The 24556-nt window shown below is 76.0% G+C and carries 21 protein-coding genes; 9 read left to right on the top strand and 12 right to left on the bottom strand.

Translation table 11 applies throughout. From position 1 onward, the window contains the following. Positions 1–180: 180 nt before the first annotated feature. Positions 181–390: a hypothetical protein gene (locus AB4K12_RS12020; protein ID WP_368434187.1), complete on the bottom strand. Its 210-nt coding sequence runs from the start codon at positions 388–390 to the stop codon at positions 181–183. A gap of 267 nt (positions 391–657) precedes the next feature. Here AB4K12_RS12020 and AB4K12_RS12015 point away from each other — a divergent pair, with 267 nt between their 5' ends. The 3 genes from AB4K12_RS12015 to AB4K12_RS12005 all read left to right on the top strand — a co-directional run bounded on the left by AB4K12_RS12015 (position 658) and on the right by AB4K12_RS12005 (position 4317). Further along, entirely contained in the window at positions 658–2049 is a 1392-nt protein-coding gene (locus AB4K12_RS12015; RefSeq protein WP_368434186.1) for a hypothetical protein, read from the top strand. Positions 2050–2051: 2 nt separating this feature from the next. Beyond that, on the top strand, positions 2052–2183 hold the full coding sequence (locus AB4K12_RS12010; protein ID WP_368434185.1) for a hypothetical protein: 132 nt from the start codon (positions 2052–2054) through the stop codon (positions 2181–2183). Between the two features lie 133 nt (positions 2184–2316). Continuing rightward, positions 2317–4317: a DUF5107 domain-containing protein gene (locus tag AB4K12_RS12005; RefSeq protein ID WP_368434184.1), complete on the top strand. Its 2001-nt coding sequence runs from the start codon at positions 2317–2319 to the stop codon at positions 4315–4317. Between the two features lie 46 nt (positions 4318–4363). Here the strand turns inward: AB4K12_RS12005 and AB4K12_RS12000 are convergent, their stop codons facing one another. Together AB4K12_RS12000 and AB4K12_RS11995 are read right to left on the bottom strand one after the other, a co-directional pair. Then, positions 4364–4714, bottom strand: a complete 351-nt coding sequence (locus tag AB4K12_RS12000) for a VOC family protein (RefSeq protein ID WP_362252292.1) — start codon at positions 4712–4714, stop codon at positions 4364–4366. A 10-nt stretch (positions 4715–4724) separates the two neighbouring features. After that, positions 4725–5552 carry a class I SAM-dependent methyltransferase gene (locus AB4K12_RS11995; RefSeq protein ID WP_368434183.1) on the bottom strand — a complete coding sequence of 276 codons (828 nt, stop codon included), beginning with the start codon at positions 5550–5552 and terminating at the stop codon, positions 4725–4727. A 186-nt stretch (positions 5553–5738) separates the two neighbouring features. On the opposite strand from AB4K12_RS11995, the gene AB4K12_RS11990 reads away from it, so the two are divergent. Both AB4K12_RS11990 and AB4K12_RS11985 read left to right on the top strand, forming a co-directional pair. Next, complete coding sequence (locus AB4K12_RS11990) at positions 5739–6947, top strand: aminotransferase class I/II-fold pyridoxal phosphate-dependent enzyme (RefSeq protein WP_368434182.1); 1209 nt, start codon at positions 5739–5741, stop codon at positions 6945–6947. Positions 6948–7026: 79 nt separating this feature from the next. Continuing rightward, complete coding sequence (locus AB4K12_RS11985; RefSeq protein ID WP_368434181.1) at positions 7027–8037, top strand: MBL fold metallo-hydrolase; 1011 nt, start codon at positions 7027–7029, stop codon at positions 8035–8037. Here the strand turns inward: AB4K12_RS11985 and AB4K12_RS11980 are convergent. Beyond that, positions 8021–9328 (bottom strand): RCC1 domain-containing protein, encoded by a 1308-nt coding sequence (locus AB4K12_RS11980; protein WP_368434180.1) that lies wholly within the window; start codon positions 9326–9328, stop codon positions 8021–8023. The two genes, AB4K12_RS11985 and AB4K12_RS11980, sit on opposite strands and share 17 nt — an antisense overlap. Positions 9329–9469: 141 nt before the next feature. After that, positions 9470–9997, bottom strand: coding sequence for a GNAT family N-acetyltransferase (locus AB4K12_RS11975; protein ID WP_368434450.1), 528 nt, complete (start codon positions 9995–9997; stop codon positions 9470–9472). 138 nt (positions 9998–10135) lie between these two features. On the opposite strand from AB4K12_RS11975, the gene AB4K12_RS11970 reads away from it, so the two are divergent. From AB4K12_RS11970 to AB4K12_RS11960, 3 genes are read left to right on the top strand one after another with little or no spacing between them, the layout of a single operon-like run. Further along, a complete protein-coding gene (locus AB4K12_RS11970; protein ID WP_368434179.1) occupies positions 10136–11299 on the top strand; it encodes an acyltransferase in 1164 nt (387 codons plus the stop codon). A 10-nt stretch (positions 11300–11309) separates the two neighbouring features. Next, positions 11310–12614 carry a sensor histidine kinase gene (locus tag AB4K12_RS11965; RefSeq protein WP_368434178.1) on the top strand — a complete coding sequence of 435 codons (1305 nt, stop codon included), beginning with the start codon at positions 11310–11312 and terminating at the stop codon, positions 12612–12614. After that, the gene (locus tag AB4K12_RS11960) at positions 12611–13279 is read left to right on the top strand and encodes a response regulator (protein ID WP_368434177.1); all 669 of its coding nucleotides are present in this window, start codon (positions 12611–12613) and stop codon (positions 13277–13279) included. Before AB4K12_RS11965 ends, AB4K12_RS11960 begins: the two co-directional genes overlap by 4 nt. 19 nt (positions 13280–13298) lie before the next feature. Here the strand turns inward: AB4K12_RS11960 and AB4K12_RS11955 are convergent, their stop codons facing one another. After that, positions 13299–14201, bottom strand: a complete 903-nt coding sequence (locus tag AB4K12_RS11955) for a MerR family transcriptional regulator (RefSeq protein WP_368434449.1) — start codon at positions 14199–14201, stop codon at positions 13299–13301. A gap of 112 nt (positions 14202–14313) precedes the next feature. Here AB4K12_RS11955 and AB4K12_RS11950 point away from each other — a divergent pair, with 112 nt between their 5' ends. Further along, a complete protein-coding gene (locus tag AB4K12_RS11950) occupies positions 14314–15822 on the top strand; it encodes an alpha/beta fold hydrolase (RefSeq protein WP_368434176.1) in 1509 nt (502 codons plus the stop codon). Positions 15823–15847: 25 nt separating this feature from the next. Here AB4K12_RS11950 and AB4K12_RS11945 read toward each other — a convergent pair whose 3' ends face one another. Genes AB4K12_RS11945 through dhbC form a run of 6 tightly spaced genes read right to left on the bottom strand, consistent with a single transcriptional unit; the run spans position 15848 to position 24200 of the window. Beyond that, positions 15848–16543 carry a 4'-phosphopantetheinyl transferase superfamily protein gene (locus AB4K12_RS11945; RefSeq protein WP_368434175.1) on the bottom strand — a complete coding sequence of 232 codons (696 nt, stop codon included), beginning with the start codon at positions 16541–16543 and terminating at the stop codon, positions 15848–15850. Beyond that, positions 16537–20538, bottom strand: coding sequence for an amino acid adenylation domain-containing protein (locus tag AB4K12_RS11940; protein WP_368434174.1), 4002 nt, complete (start codon positions 20536–20538; stop codon positions 16537–16539). The genes AB4K12_RS11945 and AB4K12_RS11940 overlap by 7 nt, the downstream gene beginning before the upstream one ends. Continuing rightward, complete coding sequence (locus AB4K12_RS11935) at positions 20535–20765, bottom strand: phosphopantetheine-binding protein (protein WP_086575018.1); 231 nt, start codon at positions 20763–20765, stop codon at positions 20535–20537. Before AB4K12_RS11935 ends, AB4K12_RS11940 begins: the two co-directional genes overlap by 4 nt. Before the next feature lie 5 nt (positions 20766–20770). Continuing rightward, complete coding sequence (locus AB4K12_RS11930) at positions 20771–21403, bottom strand: isochorismatase family protein (RefSeq protein ID WP_368434173.1); 633 nt, start codon at positions 21401–21403, stop codon at positions 20771–20773. A 20-nt stretch (positions 21404–21423) separates the two neighbouring features. After that, complete coding sequence (locus AB4K12_RS11925) at positions 21424–23073, bottom strand: (2,3-dihydroxybenzoyl)adenylate synthase (protein ID WP_368434172.1); 1650 nt, start codon at positions 23071–23073, stop codon at positions 21424–21426. Continuing rightward, positions 23070–24200: an isochorismate synthase DhbC gene (gene dhbC, locus AB4K12_RS11920; RefSeq protein WP_368434448.1), complete on the bottom strand. Its 1131-nt coding sequence runs from the start codon at positions 24198–24200 to the stop codon at positions 23070–23072. The genes AB4K12_RS11925 and dhbC overlap by 4 nt, the downstream gene beginning before the upstream one ends. Between the last annotated feature and the right edge of the window lie 356 nt (positions 24201–24556).

Raw genomic sequence — 24556 nt, 5'->3', positions numbered from 1 at the left:
AGATTTTTTTGTCCCGCGCAGCCCGCCCGCCGACCGCAAAAGGTTGCGCGATCATGGCTCGAGGCCGCGATTCGTCCACTGGGCCCCCATCAAGCGGAATCAGGGGGACCGGAGGCCGCGCGGCCGGATTTGCGGACGCCGACGCGCGGCGGACGGCCGGGGTACGGCGCGCGGGCGCCATCAGAGGGTGGGGTCGAGGTCGGAGTCATAGGTGCCCGAGCCCCGGCAGTGCTTGCACTGCGCGGCTCGGTGGACGGTCTCCGCCGGGCCCGCGAAGGGGTCCGTGCCGGGGCTGTAGGCCAGCGCCCGCGTCACATATCCGGCGCCGTGGCACCACTGGCAGGTCCTGCCGTGCGGTTCCGGCTCGGGCGGGTACGTGTCATCACTCACCGGGTCGCTCACCGGGTCCCAGCGTAGACCTCGGCGACGCCCGCGCGGCCTCCACGGCCGATGTCACCCGATCGGGGGATGACGGGCCTGCGCCCGGTTCCTTCCACGGGTTCCACGGGTTCGGAGCGCTCGGCGGAGAACGCGATCCCCGGGAATTCCTCGTGCGTTCCGCCCGCCGGCCGCGGCGGGCGGGGAGTTTATCGCGACGGGCGGCGCCGCGCACGCTCTGCCATCATGAGAGAAGGCCCGCACGAAAGGGGCCCGAATATGACGGCAGCCCTCGGCCCGGCCATGAGGAACCGGCCCTTTCATCGCATAGGTCTCGCCGCCGAGCACCTTTCCCCGGAGAATCCCGACGGCTCGGAGGTCAGGGTCGCACTGGCCCCCGCCGCCGTGTCGGCGCTGGTCCGGCACGGGTGCGCGGTCGCCGTCGAGCGGGGCGCGGGGGAGGCGATGGGGTTGTGCGACGCCCTGTACACGGCGGCCGGCGCCACCGTCGAAACGCGCGACGCCCTTTATCGCGACAAGGACCTGGTCATCAAGCTCAAAGGCCCGGCCCATCACGACCTCGCCTGTATGGACCCGGGTTCCACTCTGTTCTGCATGGCGCATCCGCTGTCCATACCGGAAAGGGTGGAGGTGGCGAACGCGTGCGGGGTGAATATCGTCGCGATGGAGCTGATCCGGGAATGCCCGGAGGTTCTCACGGATTCCTATGTCCGCAGCCGCCTGGCCATGCGCGACCTCCTCGCGGCCGTGGGCGGGCACGCCGCCGAGGACCTCTCCGTCGCCCTGATCGGGTTCTCCGGCGACGCCTTCGGAGGCCTTCAGTACGCCGCGCGCCGCCGCCCCCGGTCCCTGCGCGTGCTGCGGTCCCGGCCCGCCGCGCCCGCCACGGTCACGGTGGGCTTCGGCGAGCTGGAGGAGGCCGCCGCCCGGATCGCCGCCGCGCGCGTGGCCGCGTACCGCGCCCAGCGGCCGCCGCGCCCCTACGGCCAGCGGCGCATCCACTGCCTGCACGAGACCGGCCGCGCCGGCGCCCGCTTCGGAATCGACCTGGCCCTCCGGAACAGGCACGGGCCGCACGCGCCCGACGACCTCAGGGTCTGCCTCCTCGGCTACGGCAACGTCGCCTTCGGCGCCCTCGACGAGTGCGTCCGGCACGGCGTGCGGGAGATCGACGTCCTCACCAAGCGGGCCACGCGCCGCCCCCACCTGCTCCGGTACCTGCGCTCCAGCGACCTCGTGATCAACGGTGCCGAGCAGCCGCCCGCCGTCCGCGGCACCCACTACCTCGTCACCGACGACGACCTGCGGTCCGTCCTCCGGCCCGGCACGGTCGTCGTCGACCTCGTCGGGGGCTGCGCCACCAACCGGACGGCCGTCGAGCCCATCGTCGAGTCCACCCATCCCTCCCGGCCCTGCGTCGTCCGGCACGGCGTGTACCTGGCCTCCGTCTGGGGCTGGCCGCTGCTGGGGTTCGCCAGGGAGTCGGCGGAGCGCTACAGCCGCCAGATCACCGACGTGCTGCTGGCCGACGAGCGACTGATCGACGGCCTGGCGGGCGCCACCGCGGGCATCCTGCGGGCACTGGTGGCGGGGCCGGCGCTGGGCCTGCGGCCCTCTTCCCAGCCCATGACACTCAGTGCCACACTCTGAGGATGATCAAGCGATCGACCCGTGCCACGGAGCACGCCTGGGCGGCGCTCGCCGTGGCCTTCGACGGCGGGCCGCGCGACTGGGGCCGGCCGCCGGGGCCGCTGGGCGCGGACGCCCCGGCATGGAAGCGGTAAGGGTCATTCCCCGTCTCCCGCGCGACCGTTCACGGGGCGACAGCGCGGGGAAGCATTCGTCGACCGCGCGGACGCGCCGGTCATCGAGGGGGGCGCCGGGCGTACGGCGGCCCGTACGAGGAGCTGAGTCGCCATGGCCACCACCATCCGCCGCACCGTCCTGACCCTGCCCGCCGCTCCCCTGGGGCCCGAGAACCCGCTGCCGCCGCTGGCCGTGTTCCCCGACGTCCACCGCCCGGGCCCGGGCGGGCCCGAGGACTTCCCCGCCGAGATGGCCCGGCAGATGCGCTACGCGCCGCTGCGCTCCCTGCTGCCCGTGCGCCGCCGCGACGACTACTCCCGTGTGCGCGTCCCCACGGACCTCGACGCGATCGTCATCGAGAACGACCTCCTGCGCGCCACCGTCCTGCCCTCGCTCGGCGGCCGCGTGCACTCCCTCGAGGACAAGGCGTCCGGCCGCTCCCTCCTCTACAGCAACCCCGTTCTCCAGCCCGCCGGTTTCGCGCTCAACGGCGCCTGGTTCTCCGGCGGCATCGAGTGGAACACCGGCGCCACCGGTCACGGCCCGCTGTCCGTCGCCCCGCTGCACGCCGCGCGCGTACCGGCGCCCGACGGCGGCGAGATGCTGCGGCTGTGGGAGTGGGAGCGGCTGCGCGACCTGCCCTTCCAGGTCGACCTGTGGCTGCCCGACGGCTCCGCCTTCCTCTACGCGGGCGTGCGCGTCCGCAACCCGCACGACCGTCCCGCCCCGGTGTACTGGTGGTCCAACACCGCCGTCCGCGAGGAGCCGGGCCTGCGCGTCCTGGTCCCGGCGGAGTCCGCCTGGCACTTCGGCTACGAGCGCTCCCTGCGCCGGGTCGCGGTGCCCTCGGGGGACGGCGCCGACAGCTCCTACCCGCTCGCCGGCGACCGGCACGCCGACCACTTCTACGACCTCCCCGACGGCGAGCGCCGCTGGATCGCCGCGCTCGGCGAGGACGGCCGCGGGCTCGTCCAGACCTCCACCGACCTCCTGCGCGGACGCAAGCTGTTCGTGTGGGGCACGAGCCCGGCCGGCCGCCGGCAGCAGGAGTGGCTCACCGAGCCGGGCACCGGCGGCTACGCCGAGATCCAGGCGGGGCTGGCGCGCACCCAGCTGGAGCACGTCCCCCTGGAGGCCGGCGGGGAGTTCGCCTGGCTGGAGGCGTACGGGGCGCTGGCCGCCGACCCGGCCCGGACGCACGGCGCCGACTGGCGGGCGGCGCGCGCCGAGGTCGCGGACCGGCTGGGGGCGGCGCTGCCGCGGGCCGAGGTGGACGCGGCGTTCGCCGCCTGGCGGCCGTACGCCGACCACGAGCCCAAGGAGGTGCTGGCCGCCGGGTCGGGCTGGGGCGCGCTCGAGGCGGAGCGCGGCGGCCTCGAGCTGCCGGGGACGCCGTTCCCGGCGGCGACGCTGGGCGAGGAACAGCGGCCGTGGCAGGAGCTGTTGCGCACCGGCGCGCTCACCGAGCGGGGCCCGGTGCCGGGCCCCTCGCTCGTCTCGCCGCGCTGGCGCGAGCTGCTGGAGGCGGCCGAGCCCGGCCCGTACACCGCCTACCACCTGGGCGTCGCCCAGTGGCACGCCGGGGACCGCTCACAGGCCGCGCGCAGCTGGGAGCGGGCCCTGCGGGAGGGGCTGACATGGCCCGCGCTGCGCTGCCTGGCCGCGGCGGACCGCGCGGGCGGCCATCCCGAGCGCGCGGCGGACCGCTACGCGGCCGCGGTCGAGGAGGCGCGCGCGGCGCGGGCGTCCCGCGCGGCGCTGACCGCGCTGGCGCACGAGGCGGTCACGGCACTGCTGGCCGCCGGGCGGCCGGACGCGGCGGCCGGCGTGCTGGCGGGAGTGGGTGCGGCCGACCGTGCGCGCGGCCGCTTCCGGCTGCTGGGCGCGCGGGTGCTGCTGGCCCAGGGGGACGCGCCGGCCGCGCGGGCGGTGTTCGACGAGGGGTTCGAGGTCGACGACCTGCGGGAGGGCGAGGCGTCGCTCGCCGAGGTGTGGCGGGCGATCGCCGAGCGGCTCGTGGAGGGGGACGGCCCCGTGACCGAGGCGGTCCGGGCGCGGGCCCGCCGGCTGCATCCGCTGCCGGAGCGCTACGACTTCGGCGCCCGGTCCTGACCCGGCGCCGTACGGGCCGCACGCGCGGCCCGTACGGCGCGTCGGCTCACGCCGCCTTGCGGTCCACGTACTCGAACACCGATCCGTCCGGGTGCCGGGCCACCAGATTCCGGCCGATGGGCGTCGGCACCGGCCCGGCGATGATGTCGGCCCCCACCGCCTGGAGGTCGACGAGCGCCTCGTCGACGTCCGTGACCGCGATCGTCGCCGTGATCCTCCGCAGTACCGACACCTCCGATTCCGGTCCGCTCATGAGGAAGAAGCAGCCGACCGCCGCGACGGAGACCGCGCCCCGCCGGAAGCGCAGCGCCTCGGCCCCCGTCAGCCGTTCGTACACCGCGATGGACGCTTCCAGATCACTGACGCACACCCGTAGTGAAGTCCCCAGAATGTTCATGAAAACCAGGCTAGTTGACCCTGCAGAGCAGTTCGCCGTTCAGTACCGAGAACCACGCGTCCTCGTGACGGCCCCACTCCCGCCAGGCCCGCGCGATCGCCTCCAGGCCCGCCCGGTCCGTGTGTCCTCCCGCGACCGCGAGGCCGGCGAAGGGCGAGGAGAGCGTGCGGTCCGCCCACAGGCCGCTCCACCAGGCGCGTCGCTCCTGCCCCGCGTAGCACCAGGCGCCCGCCGTGGCGGTGACGTCGGTCAGGCCCGCCCGCCGGGCCCAGCCCAGCAGCCGGCTCCCGGCGTCCGGCTCGCCGCCGCCGGCCCGGGCGACGCCCACGTACACGCGCTGCCAGTCCTCCAGGCCCGGGACGCGCGGGTACCAGGTCATGGCCGTGTAGACCACGTCGCGTACGGCCACCACGCCGCCCGGTCGGCACACGCGGCGCATCTCGCGCAGGGCGGCGACCGGGTCGGCGAGGTACTGGAGCACCTGGTGGGCGTGGACGACGTCGAACGAGCCGTCGGGGAAGTCGAGGGCGCCCGCGTCGCCGACGGTGAAGTCGACGTTGTCGACGCCGCGTTCGCGGGCGGCCTCGCGGGCCCGGGCGAGGATGCCGGCGGCCGCGTCGAGGCCGGTCACACGCCCCTGGGGCACCAGGGCCGCCAGGTCGGCGGTGATACTGCCCGGGCCGCAGCCGATGTCCAGGACGCGGTGGTGGGGCCTGAGCTCGGGCAGCAGGTAGGCGGCCGAGTCGGCGGCCCGGCGCCGGCCGTGGGACCGCACCACGGACTCGTGGTGGCCGTGGATGTACACCTGCTCTTTCCGGTCGTTCCGCGCTTCGGGCATGGTGTTCCCTTCGCTCCGTCATGACGTGGCGCTCCTCACCGTACGCGCGCCGTCTCGTATCGCGAGAGTCCCTTCTCGCCATCCGGGACGCCTCCTCACCCGGCCGCCCGTGTCGGCCCGGCCGCGCGGGCCGTGATCTGCGAAGGTGGACGCAAGACCCCGGGTGAGGTACGGAGGGACGTGCGGATGCAGTGGAATCCCGCGGCGCTCTCCGCTCCCCCGGCCGCCGAGCGCGGACTGCCCGTCCTGCCGGAACTCGCCGGGCGGCTGGCGGAGGCGGCCGCGGACTTCGTCCCCGAGCCGGTCGGCGGCGGGCGGCCCCTGCGCGAGGCCGCGTGCGGCTACTGGTCCCGGCGCGGCCTGCCGTGCGATCCCGAGCTGGTCGTCGCCGCTCCCGGCGCCCAGCCCCTGCTGCTGGCCCTGTTCGCCTCGGCGGGCGGCGAGGTGCTGCTGACCCGCCCCTGCGCCGCCTCCTACAGTCCGCTCGCCCGCCTGGCCGGGCGGCTGGCCTACCACGTGGGCGTGCCGGCCGAGTGCGGCGGCGTGCCCGACCCGTTCGCGCTGCTGGAGACCGTGCGGCGGATCCGCGCGGAGGGCGGGCGGCCGCGTTTCCTGGTGCTGTCCGTCGCCGACGACACCACCGGCACCGTCGCACCGCCCGAGATCCTGCACGAGGTCTGTGAGGCGGCGGCCGCCGAGGACCTGACGGTCGTCAGCGACGAGACCTGGCGCGACACCCTCCACGAGCCGCACGAGACGGTCTTCGTCAGCCCCGCCGAGATGTACCCCGACCAGGTCGTCGTCCTCACCGACCTCGCCGGCCCCCTCACCCCCGCCGCCTGGCCGGCCGCCGTCGCACGCTTCCCCGCCGGCGGCGCCGGCCCGGCCCTGCTCGCCCGCGCCACCTCGCTCCTGACGGCCGTACGGGCGGAACTGACCCCGCCCGTCGCCGCCGCCGTGCGCTACGCGCTGGCCGAGCCCGGCCCCGTCCGCGCCCGCACCGCCGCCACCGCCCGGCTCTACGGCCTCCTGGGCACCGCCGCCCGCGAACGGCTGGACGCGGCCGGGGTGCTGTGCCGGCCGCCGCGCACCGGCCCCCACCTCTACGCCGACCTCGGCGAGCAGCGCGACGCCCTGGCCGCCCGCGGCATCACCGACTCCGTCGAGCTGGAGGCCCACCTGAGCGCGGCGCTCGGCCATCCCGTCCCCGGCGGCCACCGCTTCGGCGACGCCCCCGACTCGCTGCGGGTGCGGCTGTCCACGCCGCCGCTGCTCGGCGCCGCCGAGGAGGGGCGGCGGCGGGCCCTCGACGCGCCGGATCCCCTCGCGGATCCGGACGTCGCGCGGGCGTTGTCCACTTTTGGAACGGCGTTCAGTGAACTGGCCACTTCCTGATCTACCGTCGGTCGGGGAGCGCGCGGCCTCGCCCGCGCCGCCCCCTGAAGGTTCCGGTTCCCCACGAATGGAGCCCCAGATGACCGAACAGACCGAGCGCCCCCTCGCGGAACCGCGTCCCCTCGGCGAGGTCCGCACCTGGCCCCGGTCGTTCACCGACCGCCTCACCGCGCCGCTGCCGGGCGTCAGAGCCCTGGCCCGGCTCGCCCGCGAGGGGCGGCTGCGGCCCGGCGCCGAGTCGCTGCGGGAGCTGGCCGGCCTCCCGGTCGAGCCGGGCCCGCTGCCCGTCGTCGACGCCGACACGACGGCCGTGACCTGGGCGGGCCACGCGAGCTGGGTCCTCGCCACGGGCGGCCTCACGGTCCTGACCGACCCCGTCTGGTCGCGCCGGATCCTGGGCACCCCGCCCCGGGTGACCCCGGTCGGCGTGCCGTGGGAGAACCTGCCCCGCGTCGACGCGGTCGTCATCAGCCACAACCACTACGACCACCTCGACGCCCCGACCCTCAAGCGGCTGCCCCGCGACACCCATCTGCTGCTCCCGGCGGGCCTGGCCGCCTGGGCCCGCCGCCGTGGCTTCACCCGCGTCACCGAGCTGGACTGGTGGGAGGCCGTGGAGCTGCCGGGCCCGGCCGGGCCGGTCCGCTTCGACTTCGTGCCGGCCCACCACTGGAGCAAACGCACCCTGACCGACACCTGCCGCTCGCTGTGGGGCGGCTGGGTGATCACCGCGCCGGGCGGAGGCGGGCGGGTGTACTTCGCGGGCGACTCCGGCTACGGCCACTGGTTCGAGCGCATCGGCGAGCGCTACGCCGGCATCGACCTCGCCCTGCTGCCCATCGGCGCGTACGACCCGCGCTGGATGCTGGGCCCGGTGCACACGGACCCGGAGGAGGCCGTACGGGCGTGCGCGGACCTCGGCGCCCGGGCCATGGCCCCCATGCACTGGTCGACGTTCCTGCTGTCCGCCGAGCCGCCGCTGGAGCCGCTGCGCCGGGTGCGGGCGGCCTGGGAGGCGAGCGGGCGGCCCCGGGGGGACCTGTGGGACCTGCCGGTGGGGGCGTCGCGCGTGCTCACTTGTGCCACGTGAACGTGAAGCGGTTCGCCCCGTGCGAGGTGCACGTCAGATGCGCGGGGAAGCGGCTGGCCCGGGTGTCGACGCCGACCACGCCGGTGGCCTCGTCGTAGGTGAAGTACAGCTCCCCCTCCCCCACCACGTGCTCCCCTTCCCGGACCACCAGCCGCACCACCGCCCCCTCCCTGACCCGGAACACGCGGGCCGCCCCGCCGCCCTCGAGGGCCACGTCGGCGAGGCCGTCGACGCCCTCGTGACCGGGCAGCAGGCGCAGCGAGCACCCTTCCGCCGGGCCCGCCTCGCGGCGGAGGTCGGCGCCGACCGTGCGCCCTCTGGGCCCGTCCGGGGCGATCACGGCCAGGCTGTGGAAGCCGCCCGCCGCGACCAGTGCGAGGGGCCGGCCCGCCACCGCCGCGAGGATGCCCGACACCTGGGCGTCCCCGTCCTTCCCGGCGGCCAGCAGCTCCCCGTCCAGGGTCACGGCCAGGCTGTGCAGGCTGCCGGCCGCCACGGCGCCGATCCGGCGGCCCTGAGCCTCCCTCACCAGCCCCGAGACCTGGTGGTTGCCGTCCCGGCCCGCCGCCAGCAGCTGCCCGTCGTCGGTCACCGCCAGGCTCTGCAGGGCGGCGGCCGAGACGGCGACGACCTTCTTGTCCCGGGCGGCGGCCAGGATCCCCGACACCTGCCCGTCCTCGTCCCTCCCCGCCGCGATCAGCCGGCCGTCCTGGGTCACGGCGAGCGTGTGGAAGTCCCCGGCGGCGACGGCGGCGACCCGCCGCCCCCGGGCGGCCGCCAGGATGCCCGACACCTGGCCGTCGCCGTCGTGCCCCGCAGCGAGGAGCTCGCCCTCGCCGGTCGCCGCCACCGAGTGGACCGTGCCGCCGTCGGCCGCCGTGACCCGCCGGTCCCGGGCCGCCGCGAGGATCCCGGAGACCTGGTCGTTGTGGTCCTTGCCGGCGGCGAGGAGCCGGCCGTCCCGGGTGAGGGCCAGGCTGTGGAAGCTGCCGGCGGCGACCAGGGCGACGGGTTTGCCGCTCGCGGCCGCCACGATGCCCGTCACCTGCCCGTCCTCGTCCATCCCGGCGGCAAGGAGCCGTCCGCCCTCGGTCACCGCGAGGCTGTGGTAGTGGCCGGCGGCGATCGCCCGGACGTGCTCGTCCCCGGCCGCCTCGAGGATGCCGGAGACCTGCCCGTGCGCGCCGAGCCCGGCCGCGGCGAGCGGCCCGGCGGTGCGGGGCGACGCCGGATCGCCGGGCCGGTCGTCCGCCGGGTCGTCGGACTCCCGCTCGGCAAAGTGCACGGACATGGGCCCTCCTGAAATCGCGGCGCGCTGCCCTCCACGCTGGTCGCCGCTCCGGGCCCCGGCACGTGCGCTGCGGCCGAACGGGTGAGGACCCCGCCCGGGAGTGCCCCGCGGCGCACTTCGGTCACGCCCGACGCGTCCCGGTCATGCGCATCGCGTCTCGATCACGTGTACGCACAGGGGCAGCCCGTACGCCGGGTGCGTCGTCTCGCGTTCCGGCCGCATGCCCAGGGTGCGCAGGATCGCCTCGGAGGCGGCGTTGCCCACCGTGTGCACGCCGACCACCCGGGCCAGGCCGCGGTCGCGCAGCGCGAAGTCCAGCACGGCGCGCGCCGCCTCGGTGGCCAGCCCCCGCCCCCGGTACGGCCGCCCGAACCGCCAGCCGAGCTCCACGGCGGGCAGGATCTCCGGCAGGAAGACGGGCACGGTCAGGCCCGCCATGCCGGCCAGCCGGCCGGTTTCCCGGACCTCGACGGCGAACGGCCCCAGGCCGCGCTGCTCCCACTCCCGCTCCCACGCGGCGATGCCGTCCTCGGTCGCGGCCCGGTCGCGCACGGACCCGTCGCCGACCCAGCGCATCACCTCGGGATCGGCGTTGATGGCCGCCATGGGGGCGACGTCGTCCTCGCGCCAACGGCGCAGCGTCAGTCGGGGCGTTCGCAGGGTGGTCACCATGCCCGCATCCTGCCCCCTTCCCCACGACCGCATCCCCTGCCGCTCGTACCCCCTACCGGTCATACCCCGGTATCACGCGCGAGTGAGCTCTCCGGTGCGACGCGGTCCGGGGTGTGCGCGGAGCACGATCCGCCCATGCGTGAACTCATCCGGCGGATCGACTCCGCGACGCCGCCCGGCCGCGACCGGGCCGTGGACGCCCTGCGCGCGTTCGCCATCCTGGGCGTGGTGCTCGGCCACTGGCTGGTGACGGCCCTGGTCGCCGACGGCGGCACGCTGCGCGGCGACAGCCCGCTCCGGCACCTGCCCGAACTCACCCCCGCCTCCTGGCTCTTCCAGACCCTGGCCGTCTTCTTCCTGGTCGGCGGCCGGATGGGCGCGGCCGGCTACCGCTCGGCCCGCGCGCGGGGCACGACGTACGGGCGATGGCTCGGCGCCCGGCTGACGCGGCTGTTCCGGCCGGTGGCCGCGGTGCCGGCGGTGTGGGCCGTGGTGACGGGCGCGCTGGTGGCGGCGGGCGCCACCGCGGGGACCGTGCACACGCTGGTCAAGCTGGTGCTCTCGCCGCTGTGGTTCCTGCTGGTGTTCGCCGCGCTGACGGCGGCGACGCCCCTGGTCGCCCGGCTGCACCCGCTGTGGCCCCTGGCCGTCGTCCTGTCCGTCGACCTCGCGCGGTTCGCGCTGGGCGGGCCCGGGTGGCTGGGGTGGATCAACGTGGCCGCCGGCTGGCTGGTGCCGTACTGCCTGGGCGCGGCCTGGTCGCGCGGTCGCCTGTCGGGCCGTACGACGGGCTGGGCGCTGCTGGCCGGCGGGGCCGCCGCCACCGCCGGGCTCGTCCTGTGGGCCGGCTACCCGGCGTCCATGGTCGGGGTGCCCGGCGCCCGGATCTCCAACCTCAACCCTCCCACCCTCGCGGCCGTCGCCTTCGGCCTCGCCCAGTGCGGGGCGGCCCTGCTGCTGCTCGGCCCGCTGCGGCGGGTGCTGCGGCGCCCGGCGGTCTGGGCGGCGGTGGCCCTGGTGAACCTGTCGGCCATGACGATCTTCCTCTGGCACCAGACGGCCATGATGGCCGTCACCGGGCTCACTCTGGCGGCGGGCGCGGACCTGCCCGGGCTGCACACGGTTCCGGACGGTTTCGGCTGGGCGCTCGCGCGGCTGGCCTGGCTGCCGGTGTTCGCGGTGACGCTGCTGGGGTGCTGGGCGGTGTTCCGCAGGTTCGAGCAGGGGCGGTCGCGGGGCGGCAGCACCGTGGTGCACGAGGGGCGCCCCGCCCCGGTGCCGGTGGCACGGCGTGCCTAGGATGGGCCGGATGAGCGTGGGGGGCGCGAAGGCGGGCGCGGAAAAGGGGAGTCGGCGGCTGTCGAGGGCGCTGGCGGCGGTGCCGCGCGCCTTGCGCGAGGACCTGTTCACGCTGGCGCGCGACCCGCTGCCGCGCCAGCCGTGGCTGGGCCGGCTGCCGCACGCCCACGTGGTGCTGTTCGCGGTGGCTGTGGGTCTCGCCGATCTCAGCGAGTACGAGCGGGCGATCGACCGGTCCTCGCTCTTCGTGGAACTGCTCATCGCCGTCCACGCGTCGGCGGTCGTCCTCGTCATGTCCCGCCCCGTGGCCGCCTGGTGGCTGTCGACCGGCGCGCTCTTCCTGATCGCGTACACCGGGGACGACGGCGTCGGCCGCGACATGCTGTGGCCCTGGAGCATCTCGGGCGTCGCCCTGCAGACCATGCTCCTGTTCCTGCTCGCGCTGCGGGTCCGCCCCCGGGTCGCCGCCGAGGCACTGGCGATCACCGTGCTGGCCGGCGTGGCCAACATGGAGCTCGCCGACCACGACCACAACCAGATCCTCACCCGGGCCGTCGGCTACCTGGTGGGCGCGGTGGTGGTCGGCGCGTCGCTGCGCACCGGCCGGGTGGCCCGGACGCGGCTGGTCGAGCAGGAGGAGCTCACCTCGGAGGAACGCGCCCGGCGCACCCTGCTGGAGGAGCGCAACCGCATCGCCCGCGAGCTGCACGACGTGGTCGCCCACCACATGTCGGTGATCTCCATCCAGGCCCAGGTCGCGCCCCACCTGGTGGACAACCCCTCCGACGAGCTCAGGGAGAACCTCGCCGGCATCCGGCAGAACGCCCTCGAGGCGCTGACGGAGCTGCGCCAGGTGCTGGGCGTGCTGCGCTCCGAGGACGCCACGGCGGACGGGGCGCGGCACGCGCCGCAGCCCGGCCTGGACCGACTGGACGAGCTGGTGGACAACGTGCGGGGCGCCGGGGTGACGGTGGAGGTCCGGCGGTCGGGAGAGGTCCGTCCGCTCTCCCCCGGCGTGGAGCTGTCCGCCTTCCGCATCGTGCAGGAGGCCCTCAGCAACGCGATGCGGCACGCGCCCGGCGCGAGCGTGCGGGTGGACGTCGGGTACGGCCCGGCGGCGCTCACGCTCCGCGTCGCCAACACCGCCCCCGCCGGCCCGGCCCGGCCCTCGCCGGGCGCGGGCCACGGCCTGCTGGGGATGCGGGAGCGGGCCGCGATGCTGGGCGGCGACCTGGTCACCGGCCCGGCTCCGGGCGGCGGCTACGAGGTGGTGGCCGAACTCCCCACTCCTACGGCAGAGGACGCGCACGCATGACCATCCGGGTAATGATCGCCGACGACCAGATGCTGGTCCGCCAGGGCTTCACGGTCCTGCTGAACGCGGAACCGGACATCGAGGTGGTGGGCCAGGCGGTCAACGGCCTGGAGGCCGTCGACCGGGCCGCCGAACTGGCCCCGGACGTCGTGCTGATGGACATCCGCATGCCCGTGCTGGGCGGCATCGAGGCGACGCGCCGCCTGACGCGGGCGGCCGACGGCACGGTGAAGGTGCTCGTCCTGACCACCTTCGACCTGGACGAGTACGTCTACGAGGCGCTGCGCGCGGGCGCGTCGGGGTTCCTGCTGAAGGACGCCTCGGCGGAGGAACTCGCCCAGGCGGTCAGGGTGGTGGCGGCCGGTGACGCCCTGCTGGCCCCGAACATCACCAAGCGGCTGATCGCCGAGTTCTCCCGCATGACGGGCACCCCGCGCGCCCCGCTCAAGGACCGTGTGGGCTCCCTGACGGAGCGCGAGACCGAGGTGCTGTCCCTGATCGCCCAGGGGCTGTCGAACGGCGAGATAGCCGAGGGGCTGGTGCTGGCCGAGCAGACGGTGAAGACCCACGTGGGGCGGATCCTCATGAAGCTGGGGTTGCGCGACCGCACGCAGGCGGCGGTGTTCGCGTACGAGACGGGCCTGGTCAGGCCCGCGGGCTACTGAAGCCCCCGGGCGCCGGGGCTCAGGCGGCCGACCGGGCGCTCCGGTCGTCCAGGGCGGTGTGGAGCCAGTCGTGACAGGCCCCGGGGGTCGGCCGTGACGGGCCGGTCAGCTCGGCGGTGAGTTGCCAGTACCGGTCGATGCGGGGCTCGGTGGCGAGCATCTCGCCGAGCCCGCGGCGGAAGGCGGGGGTGTCCTTGGCGCCGCTGGCCCGGGCGTGGGCGTCGACGAAGCAGTCGAGGGCCTCGCCCTCGTGGGGCGGCCGGTGCGCCGTCAGATGCGGCGCGGCCAGGGCGAACGCCTCGACGAGACCGTCGTAGAGCACGGCGGGACGGTAGCCGGTGTCGGGCCGGTGCACGACGGGCTGGCAGCCGGTGCCGCCGAGGCAGTCGCCGGTGACGAAGGCGTGCAGGCGGGCGAAGGCCAGCACCTGGGCCGGGCTCGGATCGTCGGGAGGCTGCGGAACGGACCGTTCCAGGACGGCGGAGAGCACCCGGGCCGGGAGCCTCGGGGGCAGCCAGCACCGCCAGAAACGCGCCAGCGCGGCCGTGCTGGGCGGGCTGGTCACGGCGCCGACCAGGCGCAGCCGTTCGGCGCGTTCGTGCGGGGCGCAGTCCTGGATCAGCCGGAGGGCGGCCTCCCGCCAGCGCAGGGCGGTCAGGTGCGAGCCGACCTCGCGCAGCCGGTCCGCGACGACGTCCTCCAGCGCGTCCTCCCGGTCCAGGACCCGGTTCACGTCCGTCACCGGCACGTCCAGGGTGCGCAGGGAGCGGATCAGGCGCAGCCGGTCGAGGGCCTCGGGGCCGTAGCGGCGGTGGCCGCCGGCGCTGCGGCGGCCCTCGGGCAGCAGGCCGCCGTCGGAGTAGAAGCGGACGGTCTTGACCGTGACGCCCGCGCGCTCGGCGAGCTCCCCGATGCTCCACATGCCGTCAGGTGACACGACTTGAACCTCCCCCAGCAGGAGTTCCTACCGTACCCACGAGCGCGGACGGCCGGTCGGGCCGCCCCCGCGGACGTGGCGAGCGAGGAGACGGTTGATGACGGCATTCATCCTGGTGGCGGGCCTCCACACGGGCGGCTGGGTGTGGCAGGACGTGACCGCCCGGCTGCGGGAGTCGGGGCACGAGGCACATCCGGTGACGCTCACGGGCATGGGTGACGCCCACCGCCAGGCCGGGCCGGGCACGGACCTGGAGACGCACATCGAGGACGTGGTGCGGGTGATCGACGAGGTGGACGCGGACGAGGTGGTGATGGTCGGTCACTGCTACGGCGTCCACCCCGCGCTCGGCGCCGCCGCCCGGCGCCCGGAGCGGGTCTCGCGGATCGTCTACGTGGACACGATGACGCCCCAGGACGGCGCCCCGGCCGTCACGTCGATCCCCGACCCGGCGCTGGCCGGCCGGCTGCTGAGCGGGGACGGACAGCCCGGGGACGACCGGCTGATCCCCGCGCCCGCGGTGGAGGAGTGGCAGCGCTGGGGCAGTACCGCCGGTGTCCCCGCCGAGGCGCTCGCGCGGCTGACCGAGCGGGCCGCGCCGCAGCCGGCCGGCACGCTCACCCAGCCGCTCCGGCTGCCGGAGGCGGCCTTCGGGCTGCCGACGACCGGCGTCCTGTGCACGGGCAACGGCTCGAGCATCGAGACGGTCGAGTCCCTGGTGCGGCTCGGGGATCCCCGTCTGCAGGAGCTCGCCCATCCCAGGGTGGGCTTCTTCGAACTCCACACCGGGCACTGGCCGATGCTCTCCGTCCCCGACGAGCTGGCCGGCGTCCTGCTCCGGGCCGCGGCGGGAGAGGGGCACCGGCTGGCGGCGACGGCGTGCGAGCCGCCCGCCCACCAGCGGCCCTTCCTCATCGACGTGCCCGAGCGACCGCGTGAGCGGCGGGGACACGTCGATCTGTACCTGCCCGACGCCGACGGCCCCCGCCCGGCGGTGGTGTTCGTCCACGGCGGCCCGCTCCCGGCCGGCGTGGAGCCGACGCCGCGCGGCTGGCCGGCCTTCGTCGGCTACGGCCGGTACACGGCGAGCCTGGGAGCGGTCGGCGTGACCCTGGACCACCGGCTGCACGACATCACCGACTACGAGCGCGCCGCCGAGGACGTCGCCGCGGCGGTCGAGCTCGTCCGGGCCGATCCGCGCGTCGACGCGGACCGCGTCGCGCTGTGGTTCTTCTCCGGCGGCGGGCCGCTGTCGGCGCACTGGCTCTCCGCGCCCCCGCCGTGGCTGCGCTGCGTGGCGGCGACGTACCCCATCCTCGCGCCGCTGCCGAACTGGGGCATGGGCGACTCCCGCTTCCGTCCGGCGGCGGCCCTGCCGGCCGCGGGCCGCCTGCCGGTCGTACTGACCCGGGTGGAGCTGGAGCGCCCGGAGATCGCGGCGACGGTCGAGGAATTCCTGGCCGCCGCCACGGCCTGCGCCGCCGACGTCGAGGTGATCGACGTGCCGCTCGGCCACCACGGCTTCGAGACGCTCGACCACACCGACGCGGCACGCCACGCCCTGGACGCCGCGGTGCGCTCCGTGCTGGGGCACCTGGAGGGCTAGGGACACGCCCTGGGACACCTGGGGGCTAGCGGGCGGCGGCCACCGCTATGGCGGCCGCGTAGCCCGGGCCCGCGTCGATGTCGGTCAGGGTCCAGCCGGGCGGTGCGGCCGGGGCCGGGCCGGCGCCGACGTAGGTGGCCGAGGGGCTTGTCGCGAGTCCCGTGCCCGTGCCCTTGAGGTAGGCCTCCTTGCGGGTCCAGCATCGGGCGAAGGCGGCCGGGCGGGCGTGTTCGGGCAGGACGTCCAGTTCGGCGGTCTCCGTCGGGTGCAGCATCCGCGACACCTCGGCGACGACGGACGGCGGCTGGACCTGCTCCACGTCCGCGCCCACGGGGGTGTCCGCGAAGGCGAAGAGGGCCAGTTCGCCGGCGTGCGAGAGGTTGAAGTGCATCGGGGAGCCGGCGACCGCCGGGCGGCCGTGGGCCTCGCCGCAGCCCGGGCAGGGCTCTCGGGTCAGCTCCACCGCGCCCGGCGGCTTGGCCAGGTAGGCGCCGAGCAGCCGGCGCAGGCCGGCGTGGGAGGCGACGTAGCGGTCGCGGTGCAGGGGGCGTACGAAGCCGGCCGCCCGGGCCCGTTCCGTCGCGTCCAGGTCGTCCTGGGGCCAGGGCGCGCCGCCGTCGGGTATGCGCAGCAGCCAGACGTGCGGGGCGTCGCCGCCCGGGCGCCACGGCCCGGGGGGCGTGTCGCGGCCCAGCAGCCGTACGTCCGCGTGGGTCAGCATCTCTCCCCCAGGTACCGGGCCAGCGTCTCGGCGATCGCGTCGACGGGGCCGGGCCGGGTCATCGCGGCGTGCGGGCAGTCCAGGTCACGGTTGATCAGGTCGCCGCCGACGTACGGGCGCCACGCGTGCCGCGCCGGCCGGTCCGCGCCGCCGGGCGCGACGGCCGTGAAGAAGAGGACGTCTCCGTCGAAGACGCCCGGCCGGTGCCGCCGGGTCAGCCCCGCGTGGTGGACGGCGATACGGGCCATCGCGGCGACCGTCTCCTCCCGCAGCACGGCGGCCGGCATGCCGCTCTCCTCGCGCAGGGCCTCGACGACCTGCCGCCGGGTCACCGGGGCGGCCCCGGCCGGCTCCTCGCCCGCCATCCGCAGCAGGTCCGCGAACGCGTCGGCCTCGGCCGGCACGGGCCCGCCGCGCAGGGCGTCGCCGGGGTAGGAGTCCAGCAGCGCGAGCAGCTCCACCTTCTCGCCGGCCGCCCGCAGCAGTACGGCGACCGCGTGGGCGAGGTTGCCGCCGAAGGACCAGCCCAGCAGCCGGTAGGGACCGTGCGGGTGGACCTCGCGGATGCGGGCCAGGCAGTCGGCGGCCATCTCCTCGAGGCCGCCGGCGGGCGGCGTGCCGTCGGCGAGGCCGCGCGCCTGGAGCGCGTACACCGGCTGGTCGGCGCCGAGCCGGGCCGCCAGGCCCGCGTAGCACCAGCCCAGGCCCACGGCGGGCGGCAGGACGAACAGCGGGGTGCGCGAGCCGGTGCGGCGCAGCGGCAGCAGGGGGCCGAGCGCGTCGTCCGCCGGGCCGTCGGCGATGCGGGCGGCGAGGGCGGCCGGGGTGGGGGCCCGGAAGAGCGTGCCCAGGTCGAGGTCGGCGCCGAGCGCGGCCCGTACGCGGGCGACGAGGCGCGCGGCGAGGAGCGAGTCGCCGCCCAGGTCGAAGAATCCGTCGTCCGCGCCGGGCGGCCGCTCGAGGCCGAGCACGTCCGCGAACAGCCCGGCGAGGGCCTCCTCCCTGGCGTCGCCCGGGCGGCGGTCGCCGAGGACCGGGGCCGGGGCGGGCAGCGCATCACGATCGAGCTTGCCGTTGGGGCCCAGCGGGAAGGCGTCCAGCACCACGACGGCGCTGGGCACCATGGCCTCGGGCAGGTGGGAGGCGAGGGCGGCCCGCAGGGCGCGGGGGTCGAGCGGACCGGCCTCGGCGGCGGCATCCGCCGAGGCCGGAGTCACATGGGCGACCAGGCGGCGGTCGCCGGGGCGGTCCTCGCGGACCGTGACGCACGCGGCGGCGACGCGGGCGTCCCGCGTCAGGGCAGCCTCGATCTCGCCGGGTTCGACGCGCTGGCCGCGCAGCTTGATCTGGCGGTCGGCGCGGCCGACGTGGTCCAGCGCGCCGTCCTCGCGCCTGCGGGCCAGGTCGCCGGTGCGGTACATGCGCGCGCCGGGCGCCCCGAAGGGGTCGCGGACGAAGCGGGCGGCGGTCAGGTCCGGCCGGCCGAGGTAGCCGGTGGCCAGCTGGGCGCCGGCGATGTACAGCTCGCCGGTGACGCCGGGCGGGCAGGGCTGCAGGGCGGCGTCGAGGACGTACAGCCGGGTGTTCCAGACGGGCCGCCCGATGGGTACGGGGCCGCTCTCGCCGGGCTCGCACCGGTGGTGGGAGACGTCGACGGCCGCCTCGGTGGGTCCGTAGAGGTTGTACAGCCCGGTGCCGGGCAGGGTGGCGTGGAAGCGGTCGGCGAGCGCGCGCGGCAGGGTCTCGCCGCTGGCGAAGACGCGTCGCAGCGGCAGCGGCCGGCCGTCCGCCTCGTCCAGGAACGGCGCGAGCGCGGAGGGCACGAAGTGGGCGGTGGTGACGTCGTGTTCGCGGATGGTGCGGGCCAGGGCCGCCGGGTCGCGGTGTTCGCCGGGGCCGGCGAGCACGAGGGTGGCGCCCTCGCGCAGCGGCCAGAACAGCTCCCACACCGACACGTCGAAGCCGGTGGGCGTCTTGTGCAGGACCCGGTCGCCGGCGGTCAGGCCGTACTCCCCCTGCATCCAGCGCAGCCGGTTGTCGATCGCGGAGTGCGGGACGACGACGCCCTTGGGGCGGCCGGTGGAGCCGGAGGTGTGGATGACGTACGCGGGGTGGCGGGGGGTGAGGGCGCGGCCGGGGTCGGTGGGCAGGTGCCGGTCCAGCTCGGCCGCGAGCACGGGGTCGTCCAGGAGGACGGCGGGGGCGCCGGTGTCCGGCAGGGTCGCGGCGCGCGTGGCGGTGTCCGTCACGACGCACGCCGGGGCGGTGTCCTCGAGGACGAGCGCGAGGCGGGCCGGGGGGTGTTCGACGTCCAGCGGCACATAGGCGCCGCCCGCCTTGAGGACGGCCAGCAGCGCCACGACGAGGTCGGCGGAGCGCGGCAGGGCGACGGCCGCGAGGACTCCGGGGCGCACGCCGAGGCCGATGAGGTGGCGGGCGAGCCTGTTGGCCCGGGTGTTGAGCTCGGCGTAGGTCCAGCTCCGCCCGTCCGCGACGAGCGCGGTGGCGTGCGGGGTGCGGGCGGCGCGGGCCTCGACGGGGCCGATCAGCGTGGTCGGGGGCAGGCAGGTCGCCGTGTCGTTGAACTCCGTGAGCTCCCGCTCGCGCTCCTCGGCGGTGGCGAGGCCGAGCTCGGACAGCGGCCGGTGCGGGTCGCTGTCGGCGATGCGGGTGAGCAGGTCGAGGAAGCGGCGCTGGTGGGCGGCGACCTCGCCGTCCTCGTACGAGGCGGGGTTGGCGTCGTAGTCGATGCGCAGGCCGGAGCCGTCGGCCCGGTCGTAGATGCCGACGGTGAGGTCGTCGACGGGGCCGCCGGAGAGGTTGTGGGCCTCGCAGGGGGCGCCGGCGAAGGTCAGGCCGTAGTCGAAGGGCATGACGTTGACGAGCGGCCCGACGAGGGCCGTGCCCTCGCCGAGGAGACCGAGGTCGCGGCGCAGGTCGGCGTAGCGGTAGCGCTGGTGGCGGCGGGCGGTGCGGATGCCGAGGTCGGCCTGGCGGGTGAGCTCGGCGAAGGTGGCGTCGGGGGTGACGGTCAGGCGCAGCGGCAGGACGTTCATCACCATGCCGGGGACGCGCAGGGCGACGGAGCCCATGCGGCCCATCATGGGCAGGCCGAGGACGACGTCCTGCCTGCCGGTGGCGCGGGAGAGGTAGAGGGCCTGGGCGGCGAAGAGCACGTCGGGCCAGGTGGCGCGCACGGACGCGGCGAGTTCGCGCAGCCGGGCGGCGGCCTCGGGGCCGAGGTGCGCGGTGTGGCGCACGGTGGTGCGCGAGGGCAGGGCGGCGCGGCCGGAGAGGGTGGGGACGGCGGGGCGGTCGGCCATGTGGCGGCGCCAGTGGTCGCGGTCGCGCTCGTAGGTGGCGGAGTCGCGGTAGGCGGCGTCCTCCTCGACGAGCGCGGAGAGCCGGCCGAAGGGGCTGGGGCCCACGTCGTCGCCGGCGGCGAGGGCGGTGTAGACGTCGGCGACGCGGCGGGCGACGAGGGCGTGACCGTAGCCGTCGAGGACGGCGTGGTGGACGCGGTGGTACCACAGCCAGCGCCGGTCGCCGACGCGCAGGAGGGCGTGGGCGAAGAGGGGGCCGCTCGCGAGGTCGAAGGGGGCGGCGAGGTCGGCGCGCATCCAGGCCAGGGCGGCGGCGACGGCCGCCTCGGCGTCGCCCTGGTCCCGCAGGTCGGCGGTGTGCAGGGGGAAGCCGCGGCCGGGCGCCTCGACGGCGACGGGCAGTTGGCGGGGCCCGTCGGAGGTGTCCACCAGGCGGACGCGCAGGGCGTCCGCCTCGCCGACCGTACGGTGCAGGGCCTCGGCGAAGCGCACGGGGTCGATGTCGCCGTGGATGTCGAGGTACTCGGCGGTGTTGAGGGCGGGGCTGCCCGGGTCGAGGGACTGGGCGTACCACATGCCCGACTGGGCGCCCGTCAGCGGCAGCCCCCGCGGCCCCGGGGACCGGGTGGGGGTGGTGCCGCCGACGGGCCGGCCCAGTACGGAGACCGTCATGTCCGTGCCCCCAGCAGGGGCGCCCACTGCTCGATGGCCGGCTTCTCGGCGAGGTCGACGAAGGTGACCTCGGTGCCGTGGTCGCGGCGCCAGCGCTCGACGAGGGTCATGATGCGCACGGAGTCGAGGCCGTAGTCCACGAGGTTCTCGTCGTCGGGGATGTCGGCGGGGTCCTCGCCGAGCACGTCGGCGACGTCGGCGCGGATCTGTTCCAGGGTGAGGGCCATGGGGGTTACTTCCCTTCGAGGACGCGGTCGGTGGTGGTGACGACCGCGCACTTGGCGGCCGCCCAGCGCAGCGCCGTCGCATGGTCCTCGGGCGAGAAGTCGGCGACGGCGTCGGCGACGAGGAAGGGCTGGATGTCCCGCATCCACGCGTCGCAGGCGCTCATCATGACACCGATGTGGGCGTAGACCCCGACAATGATCAGCTGGTCGCGGCCGAGCGCCGCCATGCGCTCGGCGAGGTCGGTGCGGACGAAGGCGCTGTACTTCCACTTCGTCAGGACCGTGTCCCCCTCGGCCGGGGCGACGGCGTCCGCGATGGCCTTGGCACGCGGGTCGTCGGGCAGGCCGGGGCCCCAGAAGTCCTGCTGCAGGCCGCGTTCGGCGGCGCTCTGGCCGCCGGGCTGGGCCGAGTAGACGACGGGCACGCCCAGGCGGGCGCAGTCCTTCTTCAGCGTCGCGACGTTGGCCAGCAGCTCGGTGACGGGGGAGGCGTCCGCCTGGAAGGCGTCGAGGAAGTAGTTCTGCAGGTCGTGGACGAGCAGCACGGCCCGGTCCGGGTCGACGGTCCAGCTCACCTTGTTGGCGGGCAGGTCGGCCTCGGTGGGCATGGCGTAGGGGGTGATGGCGGGGAGCGCCATGGCGGTGTGGTGCCTTTCTGCTACGGCTTGGGGGTGGTGGCGCGGAGCTGGGCGGCGATGGCCGCGCGGAGGTCCTTCTTGGAGACCTTGCCGATGCCGGTCTGCGGGAACGCGGCGACGAACTCGACCCGGTCGGGCACCTTGAAGGCGGCCAGGCCGCGCTCGCGCACGAACTTCTTGACGGCGACGGACTTCACGGGGCCCGCCCCCTCGCGCAGCACGACGTAGGCGCAGGTGCGCTCGCCCAGGTAGTCGTCGGGCATGGAGACGACGGCGACGTCGTGGACGGCGGGGTGGGCGAGGATGTGGTTCTCGATCTCCTCGGCGGCGACCTTCTCGCCGCCCCGGTTGATCTGGTCCTTGGCCCGGCCCTCGACCACGATGTGGCCGGTCTCAGTACGTCGTACGACGTCGCCGGTGCGGTAGAAGCCGTCCGCCGTGAAGGACGCGGCGTTGTGCTCGGGTGCCCGCCAGTAGCCGCGGATGGTGTACGGGCCGCGGGTGAGCAGGTGGCCGGTCCCACCGGTGGGCAGGTCGTTGTCCTCGTCGTCCACGACGCGGATCTCGTCGTCGGGCGAGATCGGGCGGCCCTGGGTGGTGACGATGGTCTCCTCGGGGTCGTCGAGCCGGGTGTAGTTCACCAGGCCCTCCGCCATGCCGAAGACCTGCTGCAGGGTGCAGCCCAGCGCGGGCCGCACCCGGCGCGCCGCCTCCTCGCTGAACTTGGCGCCGCCCACCAGCAGGACGTCCAGGCTCGACAGGTCGTGATCGCCGGCGGCCGCGGCCTCGGTCCACACCAGGGCGAGCGGCGGTACCAGGCCGGTGATGGTGACGCGCTCGCGCTCGATGAGGGGGAAGGCGACGTCGGGGCTGGGGCGCGGGGCGAGCACCACGCGGGCGCCGGCGTAGAGAGCGCCGAGGGTGCCGGGGGAGCTGAGCGGGAAGTTGTGGGCGGCGGGCAGGGCGCAGAGGTAGACGCTGTTCTCGTCGACGCCGCAGATCTCGTTCGAGCCCCACAGCGAGTAGATGTAGTCGTCGTGGGTGCGCGGGATGAGCTTGGGCACGCCGGTGGAGCCGCCGGAGAGCTGGAGGAAGGCCAGCTCGTGCGGGAGGGGCGGGTCCGGGATCGTGACGGGTTCCGTGGCCACGTCGGCCAGGGCGGTGTGCTCGCCCGGCTCGCCGACGACGAGGACGTGCTTCAGCCCGGGCACCTCGGCGCGGACCTTGTCGGCCAGCACGCGGTAGTCGTAGCCCTCGACGACGTCGGCGACGACGTAGGCGGCGGCCTCGGTGAAGGAGCAGAAGTGGCGGATCTCGGTCTCGCGGTGCGCGGGCAGCGCGAAGACGGGGAGGGCGCCGATGCGGAACAGGGCGAAGATCACCTCGAAGAACTCGGCGATGTTCGGCAGCTGGACGACCACGCGGTCGCCCTTGCCGATGCCCCGGGCGAGGAAGCCGGCGGCCAGCCGGTCGGCCCGGGCGTCGAGCTCGCCGTACGTCCAGCGTCGCCCGCCGGCGGCGGGGTCGACGACGGCCACCCGGTCCGGGTGCCGCTCGGCGCGTTCGCGCAGCATCCCCCCGAAGGTCTCACCGCGCCACCAGCCCGCCGCGCGGTAGCGCTCGGCGAACTCCGCCGGATAACCCGGCGCGTCGACGGTCGGCTCTGTCACTGGTCTACCCCCACTGCCTGCAGGAACGTCTGGAACTTGGCGCCGGTCTCGGCGGTCTCGGCCTCCGGCGTGGACTGCTCGACCACGCCCGCGCCGGCGAACAGGCTCAGCGTGCGCTCCTCGGCCTCGGCGCAGCGGATGGTGACGACCCATTCGCCGTCGCCGCTCGCGTCGCCCCAGCCCACCATCCCGGTGTAGGCGCCGCGGTCGAAGGGCTCGAGCTCGCCGATGACGTCGCGGGCGGTCGTGGTCGGGGTGCCGCACACGGCCGGGGTGGGGTGCAGCGCGCAGGCCAGTTCGAGGGCGGAGACGGCCGGGTCGTCGAGCTCGCCGGTGACGGTCGTCGACAGGTGCCACATGGTGGCGGTGCGTACGAGCGTGGGGCGGGCGGGCACCTCGAGGGTGCGGCAGTAGGGGGCGAGGGCCTCGCGGACGGCGTCCACGACGACGGCGTGCTCGTGCAGGTCCTTGGCGGACTCCAGCAGGGCGGCCGCCCGGCGCACGTCCTCGGCGAGGTCGGCGCTGCGGGGCGTGGAGCCGGCGAGCGGATTGGCGACGAGGCGGCCGCCGGCGCGGGAGACGAGGAGTTCGGGGCTGGCGCCGAGCAGGGTGCGGCCGGGGCCGGAGGGCAGGGCGAAGGTGTAGCCGGAGGGGTCGCGGCGGGCCAGGCGCTGGAGCAGCCCGGACAGGTCGAGGTCGCGGTCGGAGGTCAGCCGCAGGCTGCGGGCGAGGACGACCTTGCTGAACTCGCCGCGGCGCATGCGGCGTACGGCCTCGGCGACGGCCGCGCCGTACACGCCGGGCTCGGGCACGGGCCGGATGTCCCAGCGGGCGGCGGCGGGGGCGGCGGCCGGGAGGGCTATGAGCGGGTCCTGGGCGAGCGGCGGCGCCCAGCGCAGGCTCTCGGGCACGGCGAGCGCGGCGGGGGCGGTGTGGTCGAAGGGCACGGCGCCGACGACGACCGGGGCCGGGTTGCCCGCGAGCAGCTCGGCGTCGAGGGTGCGGGTGACGCGCTCGGCCAGGGGTGCGTCGCCGTGCGGTACCTCGGCGCGTACGCCGTGGGCCAGCAGGGTGCGGGTGGGCGAGGCGAAGAAGCGGGCGCGGCCCGGCTCGTACGCGTCGAGCAGGGCCGTCGCCGCGCCGACGGCGTGCCGGGCGTCGGACGGTCCGACGTCCTGCGCCGGGCGCGCGCCGGGCTCGCTCGGCCGGTCGGCGACGTGGTGAGCGGTGGTCACCTGCTGCTCCGTTCCCCCGGCGGTTCGCACCGGGTGTGGGGTGAAAGTTCTTCTCGGCGGCCCCGCCCCGGTCGGGGGCGCGACCGCGCGTGCCGCCTCGCGGCGGCCAGAGGGCCGGGTGGGCTGTGGTCTGCGGGCACCCCGGAGGGGGCGGCGCCGTCCAGGGGCGTGGGGCCGCGGGGGCCGGGCCCGGCGAAGCCGCCCGGGGGCGGGACCTGACGGTCCGCCGGGCGGTGGGCGCCGAGGCC

The sequence above is a fragment of the Streptomyces sp. C36 genome (genome assembly GCF_040932295.1).
GTDB classification, from domain to species: Bacteria; Actinomycetota; Actinomycetes; order Streptomycetales; family Streptomycetaceae; genus Streptomyces; species Streptomyces triculaminicus.
Note: the sequence above shows the minus strand (reverse complement) of the source record. Positions and strands in the feature narration are given on the sequence as shown.

Bases quoted from the DNA above. Each gene is read 5' to 3' on its own strand.
- AB4K12_RS11970 (WP_368434179.1), top strand. From the start codon at position 10,136: ATGCGTGAACTCATCCGGCGGATCGACTCCGCGACGCCGCCCGGCCGC.
- AB4K12_RS11945 (WP_368434175.1), bottom strand. From the start codon at position 16,543: ATGCTGACCCACGCGGACGTACGGCTGCTGGGCCGCGACACGCCCCCC.
- AB4K12_RS11985 (WP_368434181.1), top strand. From the start codon at position 7,027: ATGACCGAACAGACCGAGCGCCCCCTCGCGGAACCGCGTCCCCTCGGC.
- AB4K12_RS11940 (WP_368434174.1), bottom strand. From the start codon at position 20,538: ATGACGGTCTCCGTACTGGGCCGGCCCGTCGGCGGCACCACCCCCACC.
- AB4K12_RS11965 (WP_368434178.1), top strand. From the start codon at position 11,310: ATGAGCGTGGGGGGCGCGAAGGCGGGCGCGGAAAAGGGGAGTCGGCGG.
- AB4K12_RS11935 (WP_086575018.1), bottom strand. From the start codon at position 20,765: ATGGCCCTCACCCTGGAACAGATCCGCGCCGACGTCGCCGACGTGCTC.
- AB4K12_RS11995 (WP_368434183.1), bottom strand. From the start codon at position 5,552: ATGCCCGAAGCGCGGAACGACCGGAAAGAGCAGGTGTACATCCACGGC.
- AB4K12_RS11980 (WP_368434180.1), bottom strand. From the start codon at position 9,328: ATGTCCGTGCACTTTGCCGAGCGGGAGTCCGACGACCCGGCGGACGAC.
- AB4K12_RS11960 (WP_368434177.1), top strand. From the start codon at position 12,611: ATGACCATCCGGGTAATGATCGCCGACGACCAGATGCTGGTCCGCCAG.
- AB4K12_RS11950 (WP_368434176.1), top strand. From the start codon at position 14,314: ATGACGGCATTCATCCTGGTGGCGGGCCTCCACACGGGCGGCTGGGTG.
- AB4K12_RS11955 (WP_368434449.1), bottom strand. From the start codon at position 14,201: ATGTGGAGCATCGGGGAGCTCGCCGAGCGCGCGGGCGTCACGGTCAAG.
- AB4K12_RS12005 (WP_368434184.1), top strand. From the start codon at position 2,317: ATGGCCACCACCATCCGCCGCACCGTCCTGACCCTGCCCGCCGCTCCC.
- AB4K12_RS11990 (WP_368434182.1), top strand. From the start codon at position 5,739: ATGCAGTGGAATCCCGCGGCGCTCTCCGCTCCCCCGGCCGCCGAGCGC.
- AB4K12_RS12010 (WP_368434185.1), top strand. From the start codon at position 2,052: ATGATCAAGCGATCGACCCGTGCCACGGAGCACGCCTGGGCGGCGCTC.
- AB4K12_RS12015 (WP_368434186.1), top strand. From the start codon at position 658: ATGACGGCAGCCCTCGGCCCGGCCATGAGGAACCGGCCCTTTCATCGC.
- AB4K12_RS11930 (WP_368434173.1), bottom strand. From the start codon at position 21,403: ATGGCGCTCCCCGCCATCACCCCCTACGCCATGCCCACCGAGGCCGAC.
- AB4K12_RS12000 (WP_362252292.1), bottom strand. From the start codon at position 4,714: ATGAACATTCTGGGGACTTCACTACGGGTGTGCGTCAGTGATCTGGAA.